Source organism: Hymenobacter ginkgonis (assembly GCF_009755225.1).
GTDB classification, from domain to species: Bacteria; Bacteroidota; Bacteroidia; order Cytophagales; family Hymenobacteraceae; genus Hymenobacter; species Hymenobacter ginkgonis.
The window spans coordinates 1,399,087-1,412,579 of record NZ_WQKZ01000001.1 but is presented as its reverse complement, the minus strand read 5'-3'; the positions used below and the strand labels follow the sequence as shown (position 1 = coordinate 1,412,579).

Genomic DNA, 13,493 nt, shown 5'->3' with positions numbered 1-13,493 from the left:
CTTCGCTACGCCGGGCAGCGGGCCTGGGCAGAAGTGGGCCGCGCACAAAATCAGCCTTAGCGAGCCGCCGACAGCCTAATGGTGATAGCTACGCTGAGTTTAGCCTTCGATGTTGATTAGGCTAATGCCCGCGGCTTTTTCGCCCAACGCAAAGCCCCCTACCGGCCACAAAGGGGGTAGGGGGCTCGAGAGAAAAAATCGTTGTTGCGGCAAACTTTAGTATTAGCGGTCGCCGGTAGCTTTTATAAACCGCGTGCTTTTGCCCGTGGCCGCATCCTGCAGAAAGTAACTGCCAGCCGGCAGGTTGCGCACGTCTATTTGCTGCTGGTTGAGCACCATATCAACGTGCTGTACTTGGCGCCCCAACTGGTCGAGCACTACAAAATGAGCGCCTGCCGGGCCGGTTACGGTTAGCGTTTCGGTAGCAGGGCTAGGGTAGGCGGCCAAAGCAGCGCTTTGTGGCTCGGTGGCAAGCACCACTACCGGGCCGTAGGTAGCAGTACCGTCCTGGTCTACCTGGCGCAGGCGGTAGTAGCTGAGGCGGGCGGGCGTAGCATCCACAAACTGGTAGTGGCGCGCCTGGGTGCTGGTGCCGGCGCTCTGCACCTGGCCCAGCGCGCGGAAAGTATCGGGCGAGTCATCGGCCCGCTCCACCACGAAGTAGTCGGCGTTAAGCTCCGAAGCCGTATCCCAGGTTAGGGCCGCGCCGGTCGAGGTAGCCTTGGCCTGGAAAGTCAGCAACGTTACGGGCAGGGGGGTGACGCTGGTATAAGCCTCATAAAACTCGATGTCTTTGCCCAAGGCAGCCAGCGAAATATAGTCTACCTGTATTTGGTCAAAAGCCTTGGTAGGCGTAAAAGTCAGGTTTTTTACATCCGTATTCTGCAGCGCTAGCGAGAGTACATCACTAGCAATGTTGAAGCGTTCCAGTTCTTGGGTGCCCATGAAGGTACGGATGCTGGCCGTGCCCAGCAGGGCCAGTGCAAGCACGTTATCGGTTTTCAGGTACACACCGGCCGGCTTGCCAGCTGCCGCGAGGCTCTTAAACTTCACGCGCAGCATGGGCGAAGTCAGTAGTAGGGTGGGCTTGAGGATGGCCTTGGTGGTGAGGTCGCCATCGGCTGCGTCATCAGGCGTATCTATTAGGCCTGATTTGCTGGTAACTGCAGCGCCGTATTGTGTTTGGGCGGCACTTGGGTGAGCCGCGAAACCAAGTAAAAAGAGAAACAGGAAAGCGATGCGTGAGGGTAAAGATATATTGTACATAAGCAGGGGCGGAGGTATAGCAAGGCATTCGGTAGTACAAACAATCTGCCAAAGTCTTTTTTATAAATATTGTACAGTTAATTACTTGCCTAGTATTATCCTCTAGTAATTAGCCGTTCCATGCCGGGAGTGGCAATCCCTAAAAGGGAGCATAAATAGGATTAAATTAATTTTGTGTAGGCCCGCCTAATAGCTTTATGGTCGGCCCCAAGCTTAGCTATAAGCCGAGCCCGAGCACGGAAGTGAGCATGGTAGGTAGCCCTCATCTCCCTAGGCCCAGCTAGGCTACCCTAGGCCTCAGCCCCAAAGTGGGGGGTAGGCTGTAATGCCAGCGCCGCTTGGGCGATGTAGCCAGGGCTACGGCACCTGAGTTTTAACTCCTATCTTGCCGGCGCTTCTTTCACCTTTTTCACCTCACTATCAGGCGGCTGTCTACCCCCCTATGTTTCCCCTCATCTTGCTGGGCTTGCTCGCCCTCACGCTGTTTCTGAGCTACGTTATCGTGCCACAGGGTACGGTGGCCGTCGTGACGGTTTTTGGCAAATACCGGCGCGTGATGATGCCGGGCCTCAATTTCAAGCTGCCTTTTATTGAGAACGTCTACAAGCGTATCTCTATCCAGAACCGCTCGCTGGAGCTTGAATTTCAAGCTATTACCATCGACCAGGCCAACGTTAATTTTAAGGCCATGCTGGTGTACGCGGTGTTTGACCAAAGTGAGGAAGCCATCAAGCGCGTGGCCTTCAAGTTTGTGGATGAGCGCAGCCTGATGCAGGCGCTGGTGCGCACCGTGGAGGGCAGCATTCGGGCCTTTGTCGCCACGCAGCGCCAGGCAGCAGTGCTGAGCTTGCGCGGCGAAATAGTGCTGCACGTGAAGGACCAGCTCGACGAAACGCTCGAAAGCTGGGGCTACCACCTTATCGACTTGCAGCTCAACGACATTGCCTTCGACGAGGAAATCATGCGCTCGATGGCCAAAGTAGTAGCTTCTAATAACCTGAAAGCCGCCGCCGAAAACGAGGGCCAGGCGCTACTCATCACCAAAACCAAAGCTGCCGAGGCCGAAGGCAACGCCATTAAGATTTCGGCCGAAGCCGAAAAAATTGCGGCCCAGCTGCGTGGGCAGGGGGTAGCCCTGTTCCGCGAGGAAGTAACTAAGGGCATGGCCCACGCTGTGCAAGAGCTGGCCGACAACAACCTAGACCCCTCGCTGGTGTACTTCTCGATGTGGACCGAGGCCATTAAGCACTTTGCTGAGCAGGGCAAGGGCAACGTCATCTTCCTGGACGGTTCCAACGAAGGCCTCGAAAAGAGCATGCAACAAATGCTGGCTTTGCAGCATCTCGACCGGCCTGCCAACCGTTAGAGGGGGTAGGCGCTCACCCTTCAAACCCATCCCATCATGCGGAAATTGCTACTCTGCCTTTGTGGTTTAGGCTGGGCCTCCCAAGGCTGGGCGCAGCAGGCTGATAGCTTGGCCCCGGCCCCAAAAGCGGCCGCAGTATGGTGGGTCAACTCCAGTACCTCGGCTGCGGGTGAGTGCACCGAAGTGCTGACGTGCGATAGCCTGCGCGGCGTGGTGCGCATTTTTTATCCATCGGGTAGGCTGAAGTCCTATACTTCTTTTATGGATATTGCCCGGTGCCTGCCCTTTGGCGTGGCCACTACGTGGTATGAGAATGGCCAGCTCTGGACGCAGCAAGCCTACCAGGCCGGCCGGCGCGAGGGGGAGTTGCTAGTATATTACCCCGATGGCGCCTTAAAACGTCGCAGTAGTTATGTGGAAGGTAAAGAGCAGATTGGTAGTTGCTTTGCACTCGATGGGCAACCCATAGGTTACTCCGTTTATGAGCAAACTCCCTTGTATCCTGGTGGGGAAGCTATGCTGCAAAAAGACGTGGTGCGCCAGCTGCGGCAATATTGCCGCGAGTGCAATGACCAATACGTATTGCCCCGCACTCTACCCGTAAAAGTCTTGTTTAAAGTAGCTGAAGATGGGAGTATTCATGACCCTGAACTGGTGAACCTACCAGCGCTGACCAAGGCCATGAGTACTTATTGGGGGACTGATATGACGATTGCCATCCTCAAGGAAAAAGTATTGGAAACATTGCGGCACCTGCCCAGGCCCTTTACGCCAGGCTGGCGCGATGGGCAGGTAGTAACAGCCTATTACCAGCAGTCGGTCAATATTGCTTTTCTACCCCTTTGCCAGGCCAATAAGAGGACGCCAATCGCAAGGCCTTAATGAGGACACGTAGTAGACTATTTTGAGAGCCGCTTGGCTTTATCGGAGCAATTTATGTGCGGCCTTTTCAAATAAAAGTTCCTAAACAGGCATCCCGCGTATCTTTGGGGCCATCAAAGCAGGCTGTCGCTCTTTCAGAACAGCCTGCTTTGGCGCGTAGCAATAGCAGTTACGGGGGAGCTTACCCCCAAAATAAATTTTATGTTAAGCGCGGCCCTTACGTAGCCGTAGCCACCAGAAATCCGTAGAGTGCTTGCAAAATCGCTGTCGAGCTTTGGGGATTAGCCAGCTACAGCGGCGGATAGTTGCTTCCATTTGTCACCTTTCGGCCGGGGCCACATTTTCCCGGCTTTTTTTCACTCTTTATGAAACACCTCCTATTCAAAACTGCCCTATGTGCGGCGGGAGTATTGGCTGCGGCACCCCGCATCCATGCTCAAACGGCTGACCGTAAGTGGGGAGTTAGCGGTTACGCAACAACGCTCGAATATCGCGGCGACTTGGGTAACAACTACTTCACTACGCGCAACGCTACCTACGGCGGCGGCCTCACCCTGAGCCACTACCTCAGCAAAGGCATCGACATCAACCTGTCGGCCAACCAAGCTACCCTGCGCTACCCCGGCGAGAGCGGCACGTTCACGGCTGGGGGCTCGGCCCTCACCAACGGCCGGCGCTTCTACGCCAACGTCAGCACGTTCGGCCTTGGCTTCAAATTTAAGCTCAACAATGGCTGGGCACTGAAAGAAGATGCGGTCATTCAGCCCTACATCTTGCTTCAGCCGGGCTTCGCTTACATCTACACCGACCGCTATACGGGCACTTACTCCGGCAACCAGGTTCTGCGCAGCATGAATTACGGGGCGTTTGATGGCCAGGCCGCATTGGGTTTGACTTTCCGCGTGACGGATGGCTTTAGCCTCTTTGCGCAGGCTGGCCAGCACGTTATCTTCCGCGATGACGAGCGCCTCGATGGCGTAAGCACTGGCGAGGATGGCTTCTTTAATAAGCGTGACCAGTACCTCCAGTTTTCGGCTGGCGTAACCGCCAACTTCGGTAAGGGTAAAGACACGGACGGCGACGGCGTATCCGACCGCAAAGACAAGTGCCCCGACACGCCTACCGGCGTGAAAGTGGATGAAAATGGCTGCCCACTCGATACCGACGGTGACGGCGTAGCCGACTACCAGGATAAGTGCCCCGACGTGAAAGGCCTGGCTGCCCTGCAAGGCTGCCCCGACGCCGACGGGGACGGCGTAGCCGACAACGACGACAAGTGCCCCAACACCCCAGCCGGCGTGCGCGTCGATGCTTCGGGCTGCCCGGTTGACTCGGATGGTGACGGCGTAGCCGACTACCAGGATAAGTGCCCCGGCACCCCAGCGGGCGTGAAAGTAGACGCGACTGGTTGCCCGCTCGACCGCGATGGCGACGGCGTGCCGGACTTCCAGGACCGCTGCCCCGACCGTGCCGGCCCCGCCAGCAACAAAGGCTGCCCCGAGATTAAGGCCGAGGCTAAGAAAATCCTCAACGAGGCTACCAAGTACATCAACTTCGACTTCAATAAGGCTACGTTGAAATCTTCGTCGTACCCCAAGCTGGAGCAGATGGTGCAGATTATGAACGACTACCCGGACTATAGCCTCAGCATTGCCGGCCACACCGACAGCAAAGGCGCCGACGACTACAACCTGCGCCTGAGCTACGAGCGCGCCGCCGCTGCCCGCAAGTATATGCTGAGCAAAGGCATCCCGGCTGAGCGCATCGAAGCCCGCGGCTATGGCGAAACCAAGCCCATTGCCGACAACAAAACGGCCGCTGGCCAGGCTCTGAACCGTCGCGTTGACTTCGACCCCTACCTGACGGGCGAAACCAACGCCGCCGAAGCCAAGTATGGCCCCGCCCCGAGCATCTCGGAGCTGCGCGCTACAGGCCAGAAGCTGCCCGGCAAGAAAACGACGGGCACCGGCGCTCCTCGCAGCCGCAAGGCCCCAGCAAAAAAGGCATCTGCTCGCAAAAAATAAGCGACCTGAACCTATTCGGCTGAAGTGAAAAGCAGCTCGCTCCCCTGGAGCGAGCTGCTTTTTTTTGAGGGGGGTAGGCGCCCGCTGGAGGGCAATAGTCTGCCCGCCTGGGCATGAGCCGCCGGGCGCCGGGCGAGCAACAAGCGCCCTACCCATCCCAAATGAGGGGGCCGCCAGCGGCGGGGCTCCCCAAATCGGTTTTAACTTGCACCCCGGTTGCGGCTTCCACGGTCGCCACTGATTATTTCTGCTCTTATGGACGAAGCACTGCTTGCTCAATACCAGACCGTAGTTGGCCTGGAAGTACACGCCCAACTGCTGACGCACAGCAAGATGTACTCCTCAGATGAGAATGAGTACGGGTCGCTACCCAACACCAATCTCTCGGTTATTACCCTGGGCCACCCCGGCACGCTACCCCGCGTAAACCGCACGGCTGTAGATTTTGCGCTGAAAATGGGCCTGGCCACTAACTGCCAGATTACCCGCGAAAACCTATTTGCCCGCAAAAATTACTTCTACCCCGACCTGCCCAAGGGCTACCAGATTACGCAGGATAAAACGCCGATTTGCCACAACGGGCACCTCGATATTCGGCTGGCTGATGGCAGCACCCGCCGCATTGGCATCACGCGCATCCACATGGAAGAAGATGCGGGCAAGAGCATGCACTTGGCCGGCGAAACGGAAACCCTGGTAGACTTGAACCGCGCCGGTGTGCCACTCATCGAGATTGTGAGTGAACCCGACATTCGCACTGAGGAAGAGGCTTACGCCTATCTGGCCGAAATCAAGAAGCTGGTCGAGTACCTTGGCATCTGCGACGGCAACATGGAGGAAGGGTCGCTGCGCTGCGATGCCAACGTGAGCGTGATGAAAAAAGGCGCCACCGCATACGGCACCAAAGTGGAGGTCAAGAACATGAACTCCTTCCGCAATGTGCAGCGCGCTATTGAGTACGAAGTGCGCCGCCAGATTGAGATTCTGGAAAACGGTAGCGAAGTAGATTCTGAAACCCGGGGCTTTGACGCGGCCAGTGGCACCACCAGTGGCCAGCGCTCTAAGGAAACCCTCAACGACTACCGCTACTTTCCCGAGCCCGACCTACCCCCCTTGCTCGTGGACGATGCTTGGTTGCACCGCGTGCAGGCCGAGCTGCCGGCCCTGCCGCAGCAGCTCTACGCCCGCTTCACGGGCGAGCTGGGCCTCAACGATTACGACGCTTCAGTGCTGGTAGACCAGAAGGAAGTGGCCCAGTACTTCGACGAACTGTCGCGCCTCACGCCCAACGCTAAAGCCGGTGCCAACTGGGTAATGGGCCCGGTAAAATCGTACCTCAACGAGCGGGCGCTGGAAATGAGCGACTTCCCGCTCGACCCCGGCCAGCTTGCGGGCATCATTGAACTAATTGATGCAGGCAAGCTTAATTACTCGGTGGCTTCCAAGCAGTTATTTCCGTATTTGCTAGAGCACCCGACGGCCAATGCCACCGGTGCGGCGGAGGCATTGGGCTTGCTCACTAAAGCTGATGCGGGCGAGTTGGAGGCGCTGGTGCAGCAAGTGCTGGCCGCCAATCCTGCCAAGGTAGCCGAGTACCGGGCTGGCAAAAAATCGCTCACCGGCATGTTTATGGGCGAGCTCATGAAGCTGACGGGGGGTAAGGCCGACCCCAAGCTGGCCAACCAGTTGCTGCGCCAGGGCCTCGACGGCTAAGGCAGTAGAAGTGGGATGCGCGTTAGGCTATCGTCGGCTGCTAGTTGATAGACTTACCCAACGCGCATCCTGCAAGTGGCTGGAACTAGCCGGCCCAGTTTTGGTTTACAGAGCCGCAACTGCGCCGCATGCGGCGCACTTTCCTTGTTGTCAATGACCCAGTTTATGAAACCAACCCTCGTGGCCGCCGCTCTGCTCGGCCTGACCAATGCCTGCCAGAACGCCAGCGCCGCCGAAGGATACGAAATCAACGGCCAGTTCAAGAACGTGCCGGTGGGCACTACGCTGCATCTCTCGGAGCTAACCAGCAGCCAGTTTGTGGAGCGCGGCACGGCCAAAACCGACGCCCAGGGTAAGTTCACCTTTAAGGGCACGCTGCCGGTAGCGGCGGCCGTCTATCAGCTCAAAGTAGACGAGCCCAACCAGGTGCTGCTGGTGCTCGACAACAAGTCGCGCGTGACGCTGGCTGGCGACGCCAAAAGCCTACCCGCCACTTATTCGGTGAAGGGCTCGAAAGACTCGGAGCTGATGCAACAACTCACCCGCCACCTCACAGCGAGTAAAGTGCAGATGGAGGCCTTGGGCAAGCGCTACAACGCGGCCGGCCAAGCGGGCCAAACCGATTCGCTGCCCGCTATTGAGAAGCGGTTTTATGTGGTGCAAGGACGGTCGGCGGCCCGTACCCGCTCGCTTATTCGCCGCGAGGCTACTTCAGTGGCCGCTGGCTTTGCCACGCTAAGCTTCGTCAATCCTGACGAAGACTTTGCCTTTGCCGATTCTATCGCGGCGGTGCAGCGTAAGGCGCAGCCGGGCTCGCCCTTCACGCAGGCGCTCACCGAGCGGCTAGAGCCGCTGCGGGCTACCGCCATTGGCACCAACGCCCCCGAAATCAACCTGGCTACGCCGGGTGGCACGCCTTTGTCGCTCAAGAGTTTGCGCGGTAAGTATGTGCTCGTAGATTTCTGGGCTAGCTGGTGTGGCCCCTGCCGCCAAGAAAACCCGAACGTAGTAAAAGCCTACAACCAGTTTAAGGACAAGGGCAAAGGCTTCACGGTTTATAGCGTGTCGCTCGACGATGATAAGGACCGCTGGACTAAAGCCATTGCCGCCGACGGCTTGCTGTGGCCCAACCACGTATCAGACCTGAAAAAGTGGCAAAACGCCGCCGCCTCGGCCTACGGGGTGCAGGCTATTCCGCAGTCGTTTTTGCTCGACCCCACTGGTAAAATCATCGCCAAGAACTTGCGCGGCGAAGCGCTCCAAGCCAAACTCGCTGAAGTGCTGAAATAGATGATTGACAAGTAGTTCGCAAAAAAGCCCGTCTGCTAACAGACGGGCTTTTTTGTGAACTACCCACGACCTCCGTGGCGTGGCAAAAGGAAGTTTATGCGTGCAGGAACATGCGCTGCAAGCCTCCCCAAAGGCGTTTTTTTAGGCTCACATCGTATTCAATCAGCTCGACTTCAGCCCCGGCCAGGTAAGCCAGGTTTACTGTAGGAAACTGCACCGGCTCGTATATCTGGGTGGTGCGCACGGCTACGTCGAGTAGGTTTTTGCCGAAAGCCAGGATGTGGGTAGCGGCAATTTCTTTGCGCAGGTTTTGCAGGGCCACGGGGTAGGGGCCATCCACGTTTACCAGCACCACATCGGCCATCACTAAGTTGATGGCTTGCAGTAACTTATTTAAGAAAACGTTGCGCGTCAGCTTGATGAATTGCTCGGGGGGTAGGCGCACTAGCACCACCACGCCCTGGGCGTTGCTGCCCAGTGTAGTAAACGTAGTAAGCAAATAAGGGGCTACCGGCGCTGGCGCAGTAGGGGGCGCTACGGGCGGCGGTGCTACGGCTGGCGCCGGGGGGGGGGTAGGCCGAACTACTGGGGGCTCGGGCGGCGAGGCAATGGGTGCCGCAGCCACGGGTACCGACGCAGCCACGGGTGGCGTAACTGGCGCCGAAACCACCGGCGCAGGGGCAGCAGCCGGCGTACTCAGGCCGGCTAAAGAAGGCAGCTTGCCCGGCGCGCTGACGGGTGCGGCCAAAGTTGGCGCCAGTGGTGCCGCTGCGGCTATGGGTAGGGCCGCAGCTAGTGGTGTCGGTGCGGGGGTAGGCGTTGCCGCCGCTACTGCTTCGGTTGGTTGCTCGGGCGCCCCTAGGGGCATGTAGAGCGTAACGTTGGTGTAGAAATTCTGGAGGAAGGCCAGCTTGGCCGCTTGGTCGTCAGCCATTTATCGGTTTGAATTAGGGTAGTTCAAATAAGGCTTTCAGCTCGGCAGCATCGGTGGGATGCATGCGGCCGGCCAGCACTAAGCGCAGCTGGCGGCGGCGCAGAGCACCATCGAAGAGGGCGATTTCCTCAACCGTTTCGGGCACCGCCTCGGGTACGTCGATGGGCCGGCCCGACTGGTCAACGGCCACGAAGGTGAAAAACGCCTCGTTGGTTTTCATCTTCGTGCCGCTCGGAATGTCCTCGGCCCACACGTCGATGTGCACTTCCATACTCGAACTAAAGGCGCGCGTGACCTGCGCCTGCAACGTCACCACGTTGCCCAGCCGAATGGAATCGCGAAACGACACGTTATCGACCGACGCCGTAACCACGATGCGGTTGGAGTGCTTCTGGGCGGCAATGGCGGCGGCAATGTCCATGAGGTGCATCATGCGGCCGCCCATCAGGTTGTTGAGGGTGTTGGTATCGTTGGGCAATACCAGCTCGGTCATGATAACGTACGAGTCGGATACGGGGCGTTGCTTGCGCACTGGTCAAGGGGGTTAGGAAGTAAAAAGGATGCCTTAGGAGTTGGGTGGGAGATGCGCAAAGGTAAGCCCGCTAGGTAGCGTGGCGCGGGCCGCTCGTTAGCATTCGGCTACACTACCGGCGGGCGCCTACTACCTGGCTGCATACCTCATCGCTTATCCTTGCCAACCCGCCGCGCCACGCAACGGCACAAAGCGGCAGTCGCCCAGCTCCTCGCGCACGAAGGCTTCGGGGCCCTCACGGGTGATGCGCAGCAGTTGCTGCCGGCCGGGGTCGGTGGTGCCCACTGGCACCACCAGCCGCCCGCCAATGCGCAGCTGCCGCAGCAAAGCGGGGGGTAGGGCCGGCGCGCCGGCCGTCACCAAAATGCGGTCGAACGGCGCTAAGGCTGGCAGGCCCAGCGAGCCATCGCCCAGGTGCAGGCCCGTTGTGGGCAGGCCCAGCGCCGCTAGCCGCTGCCGGCCGCGCTCGTACAGCACGGCGTTAAACTCAATGCTTTGCACGCCGGTAGTGAGTTGGCACAGCACCGCAAACTGGTAGCCCGAGCCCGTACCGATTTCCAGTACTTGGTGGCCGGGCTGCACGCCCAGCAACTCGGTTTGGTAGGCTACCATGGTGGGCTGCGAAATCGTTTGGCCCTCGCCAATGGGGAAGGCCTTATCTTGATAAGCGTGGGTTTCGAAGGCCGGCTCAAAAAATAAGTGGCGCGGCACGGCTCCTAAGGCGGCCAGCACCCGCTCATCGCGAATGCCCCGCTGCTCGCGCAGCAGCGCTACCAGTGCCCGGCGCTGCCCTCGCTGACGATAAGAATCTTGAAGAGGTTGAATGATAGCAAATTGACTAGTGATAAAAAAGAGGTGGCTCCCGCTTGGTAGCAGCCGGCCGCAAACCGAATAGGCGATTATATCCGCAGAACCGCCGCAAATTTTGGGCAGTTTGGCGCTTTTTCCCCCAAAACTGGCCCGCGGCCCTATTTTTGCGCACCTCGCTGCGAAAATACTAGCTACTCACCCTACCCCTTGCTGCTGCTCCGACGATTTCAGTTTCTTAAGCTCGTTGCCGCCGATTTTGGGTCTGCACTGCTGGCTTGGGTAGCGTTTTTTTTGCTGCGCAAATACCTGCTGAGCGAGATTACGGGCTACCACTTCACCGAGGGTGTGCTGTTCTACCTGTCTGGGGCGGCCGTCATGATTGCCCTGTTCTGGATGGCGCTCTACACGTTGCTGGGCGAGTACCGCGATATTTTCCGAAAGTCGCGCCTCACCGAGATTATCCGCTTGGCGCGGGTCTCGCTGTTGGGCACCATCGTCATCTTCTTTGCGCTGCTGCTTGACGACCAAGGCGTTGATAACTACCACGCCTACTACAAAACCTTTGCGGCCTACTACCTGCTGCATTTCACTATTACGGCGGTGCTGCGGACCTGGGCCGTTAGCAGCGTGCAAAAGCTGGTGCGGCGCGGCATTATTTCCTTTCCTACCCTGCTGGTTGGCTCCAACATGCTAGCCCTTAGCACCTTTGAGGAATTACAGCTGACGGGCCGGCACCTGGGGCTGCGGCTAGTAGGCTTTACGCCGGTGGGCGAAACGGTGGATGCCACGCTGGCGCGCTCCCTGCCCGCGCCGGGCTCGTACCAGCAGCTGCCGGCCCTTATTCGCAGCCTCGCCATCGAGCAAGTAGTTATCGCCATCGAGCCGAGCGAGCATCGCCGCATCCAGGAAATCCTGAGTTTGCTGGAGGGCTCGCCAGCCCGCATCAGCGTCTTGCCCGACTTGTACCAGATGCTGCTAGGCTCGGTGAAGGTCAACCACATATTCGGAACACCGCTCATCGAAATCAAGCAAGATTTGCTGCCCGTGTGGCAGCAGGTGCTCAAGCGGGTGCTCGACGTGGGCTGCTCCATCTTGTTTATGATTTTGGCCAGCCCGGTCTATTTGTTCACGGCGCTCATGGTAAAGTGGTCGTCGCCGGGGCCAATTTTTTATTACCAAGAGCGCATTGGCAAAAACGGGCACCCCTTCAAAATCATCAAATTTCGGTCGATGTACGTCGATGCCGAAAAGATGGGCCCGGCCCTGAGCTTCGATTTTGACCCGCGCACTACCAAGTGGGGCCGCTTTATGCGCAAGGTGCGCCTCGACGAATTTCCGCAGTTCTGGAACGTGCTGAAGGGCGACATGAGCATTGTGGGACCGCGCCCCGAACGGCAGTTTTTCATCGACCAGATTGTGCTAATCGCGCCCCATTACCGCCACTTACACCGCGTGCGCCCTGGCCTCACCTCGCTGGGCCAAGTCAAATATGGCTATGCCGAAACCGTGGCCCAAATGGTCGAGCGCCTTAAATTCGACATCTTGTACATCGAAAACATGAGCCTGGCCATGGATTTTCGGGTGCTCCTCTACACCCTCAAAATTATCATGGAGGGTAGAGGTAAGTAAAACACAGTTGTAGAAGAATTGCGCGGATGCAGCCTCCGCAACTAGTAGGTAACGCCATCTTTTCTGTGCGTTTGTGGTTCTATACTCGCAGCTTATCGGATTGGGCTAAAACCAAGCTTCGGTGATACCGCCCCACCCGATTTTGCGAAATCTGTTTAAATCAGCGATTCATGTTTACCGGAATAATTGAAGTATTGGGCACCGTAGTTGCCGTCGAAAAAGAAGGCACTAACCGCCATTTTACCGTGCAGTCGCCGTTTGCCAGCGAGCTGAAAATCGACCAGAGCGTGGCCCACGACGGCGTGTGCCTTACGGTGGTAGCCTTGGATGAGGCCGCGGGTACCCACACCGTCACGGCTATTGATGAAACTCTGAAAAAGACCAATTTAGGCCAGTGGCAGCCCGGTCGCCACATCAATCTAGAGCGCTGCCTGGCCGCCGGTGGGCGTTTTGATGGCCACATTGTGCAGGGCCACGTCGATGCCACTGCCGAGTGCCTAAGCGTAGAAGACCAAAACGGCTCATGGGTGTTCCGTTTTCGCCACGAGCCAGGCCCGCAGCGCCTGACGGTGGAGAAAGGCTCCATCACAGTTAACGGCGTGAGCCTGACTTGTTTTGACAGCGAACCCGATGCCTTTTCGGTCGCCATAATCCCGTACACTTATGAGCACACCGGCTTTCACCAGCTGCAAGCCGGCGAAGTCGTGAACCTGGAGTTTGACATTGTGGGCAAGTACGTGGCCCGGCTGCTTGGCAAGGGGTAGGGGCAAGAGCAACGCTTTGATAGGCAACTGCGTAAGCTAGCTACACTTGTTTTACTCGAGTACTTATGTCGAAGCGCGAAGAAATAGAGCCGAACCCCGGCGACAAACGCTACATCCGCCGCGATAAAGAGGGCAAAATCACGACTTCGGTTGATTTAAACGACTCCCTTTCGCGCGACGACCAGCACAACGCCAAGAAAACCAGCAAGCCTGGCCAGGGCGACCACGGCGACGGCCACACCGGCAACCGCAAACCCGCTAAATAAGCCCTTAGCACAACGCC

The 13,493-nt window shown here is 58.0% G+C and carries 12 protein-coding genes; 8 read left to right on the top strand and 4 right to left on the bottom strand.

The annotated features are described in order from the left end of the window. Positions 1–222: 222 nt before the first annotated feature. Positions 223–1,266 (bottom strand): T9SS type A sorting domain-containing protein, encoded by a 1,044-nt coding sequence (locus GO988_RS05655; protein ID WP_157562571.1) that lies wholly within the window; start codon positions 1,264–1,266, stop codon positions 223–225. A gap of 442 nt (positions 1,267–1,708) precedes the next feature. On the opposite strand from GO988_RS05655, the gene GO988_RS05650 reads away from it, so the two are divergent. From GO988_RS05650 to GO988_RS05630, 5 genes are all read left to right on the top strand, one after another. Next, a complete protein-coding gene (locus GO988_RS05650; RefSeq protein ID WP_157562569.1) occupies positions 1,709–2,632 on the top strand; it encodes an SPFH domain-containing protein in 924 nt (307 codons plus the stop codon). A 36-nt stretch (positions 2,633–2,668) separates the two neighbouring features. Next, positions 2,669–3,514, top strand: a complete 846-nt coding sequence (locus GO988_RS05645) for a toxin-antitoxin system YwqK family antitoxin (protein WP_157562567.1) — start codon at positions 2,669–2,671, stop codon at positions 3,512–3,514. A 365-nt stretch (positions 3,515–3,879) separates the two neighbouring features. After that, positions 3,880–5,538 (top strand): OmpA family protein, encoded by a 1,659-nt coding sequence (locus GO988_RS24560; protein WP_157562565.1) that lies wholly within the window; start codon positions 3,880–3,882, stop codon positions 5,536–5,538. A gap of 255 nt (positions 5,539–5,793) precedes the next feature. Beyond that, complete coding sequence (gene gatB, locus GO988_RS05635; protein ID WP_157562563.1) at positions 5,794–7,251, top strand: Asp-tRNA(Asn)/Glu-tRNA(Gln) amidotransferase subunit GatB; 1,458 nt, start codon at positions 5,794–5,796, stop codon at positions 7,249–7,251. Between the two features lie 165 nt (positions 7,252–7,416). Continuing rightward, positions 7,417–8,541, top strand: a complete 1,125-nt coding sequence (locus GO988_RS05630; RefSeq protein ID WP_198172513.1) for a TlpA disulfide reductase family protein — start codon at positions 7,417–7,419, stop codon at positions 8,539–8,541. 94 nt (positions 8,542–8,635) lie between these two features. Here GO988_RS05630 and GO988_RS05625 read toward each other — a convergent pair whose 3' ends face one another. The 3 genes from GO988_RS05625 to GO988_RS05615 form a co-directional block, all read right to left on the bottom strand. Further along, positions 8,636–9,475, bottom strand: coding sequence for a hypothetical protein (locus tag GO988_RS05625; protein ID WP_157562557.1), 840 nt, complete (start codon positions 9,473–9,475; stop codon positions 8,636–8,638). Positions 9,476–9,488: 13 nt separating this feature from the next. Then, positions 9,489–9,968: an acyl-CoA thioesterase gene (locus GO988_RS05620; protein WP_157562889.1), complete on the bottom strand. Its 480-nt coding sequence runs from the start codon at positions 9,966–9,968 to the stop codon at positions 9,489–9,491. 192 nt (positions 9,969–10,160) lie between these two features. Then, on the bottom strand, positions 10,161–10,832 hold the full coding sequence (locus GO988_RS05615) for a protein-L-isoaspartate(D-aspartate) O-methyltransferase (RefSeq protein WP_317164799.1): 672 nt from the start codon (positions 10,830–10,832) through the stop codon (positions 10,161–10,163). A gap of 192 nt (positions 10,833–11,024) precedes the next feature. On the opposite strand from GO988_RS05615, the gene GO988_RS05610 reads away from it, so the two are divergent. The 3 genes from GO988_RS05610 (at position 11,025) to GO988_RS05600 (ending at position 13,476) form a co-directional block, all read left to right on the top strand. Then, the gene (locus GO988_RS05610) at positions 11,025–12,446 is read left to right on the top strand and encodes a sugar transferase (RefSeq protein WP_232341371.1); all 1,422 of its coding nucleotides are present in this window, start codon (positions 11,025–11,027) and stop codon (positions 12,444–12,446) included. Positions 12,447–12,616: 170 nt separating this feature from the next. Beyond that, a complete protein-coding gene (locus GO988_RS05605) occupies positions 12,617–13,210 on the top strand; it encodes a riboflavin synthase (RefSeq protein WP_157562552.1) in 594 nt (197 codons plus the stop codon). Between the two features lie 65 nt (positions 13,211–13,275). Next, the gene (locus GO988_RS05600) at positions 13,276–13,476 is read left to right on the top strand and encodes a hypothetical protein (RefSeq protein WP_157562550.1); all 201 of its coding nucleotides are present in this window, start codon (positions 13,276–13,278) and stop codon (positions 13,474–13,476) included. The last annotated feature ends 17 nt before the right edge of the window (positions 13,477–13,493 follow it).

Coding starts and splice junctions, on each gene's coding strand:
- GO988_RS05655 (WP_157562571.1), bottom strand. CDS start 1,266: ATGTACAATATATCTTTACCCTCACGCATCGCTTTCCTGTTTCTCTTT.
- GO988_RS05650 (WP_157562569.1), top strand. CDS start 1,709: ATGTTTCCCCTCATCTTGCTGGGCTTGCTCGCCCTCACGCTGTTTCTG.
- GO988_RS05645 (WP_157562567.1), top strand. CDS start 2,669: ATGCGGAAATTGCTACTCTGCCTTTGTGGTTTAGGCTGGGCCTCCCAA.
- GO988_RS24560 (WP_157562565.1), top strand. CDS start 3,880: ATGAAACACCTCCTATTCAAAACTGCCCTATGTGCGGCGGGAGTATTG.
- gatB (WP_157562563.1), top strand. CDS start 5,794: ATGGACGAAGCACTGCTTGCTCAATACCAGACCGTAGTTGGCCTGGAA.
- GO988_RS05630 (WP_198172513.1), top strand. CDS start 7,417: ATGAAACCAACCCTCGTGGCCGCCGCTCTGCTCGGCCTGACCAATGCC.
- GO988_RS05625 (WP_157562557.1), bottom strand. CDS start 9,475: ATGGCTGACGACCAAGCGGCCAAGCTGGCCTTCCTCCAGAATTTCTAC.
- GO988_RS05620 (WP_157562889.1), bottom strand. CDS start 9,968: ATGACCGAGCTGGTATTGCCCAACGATACCAACACCCTCAACAACCTG.
- GO988_RS05605 (WP_157562552.1), top strand. CDS start 12,617: ATGTTTACCGGAATAATTGAAGTATTGGGCACCGTAGTTGCCGTCGAA.
- GO988_RS05600 (WP_157562550.1), top strand. CDS start 13,276: ATGTCGAAGCGCGAAGAAATAGAGCCGAACCCCGGCGACAAACGCTAC.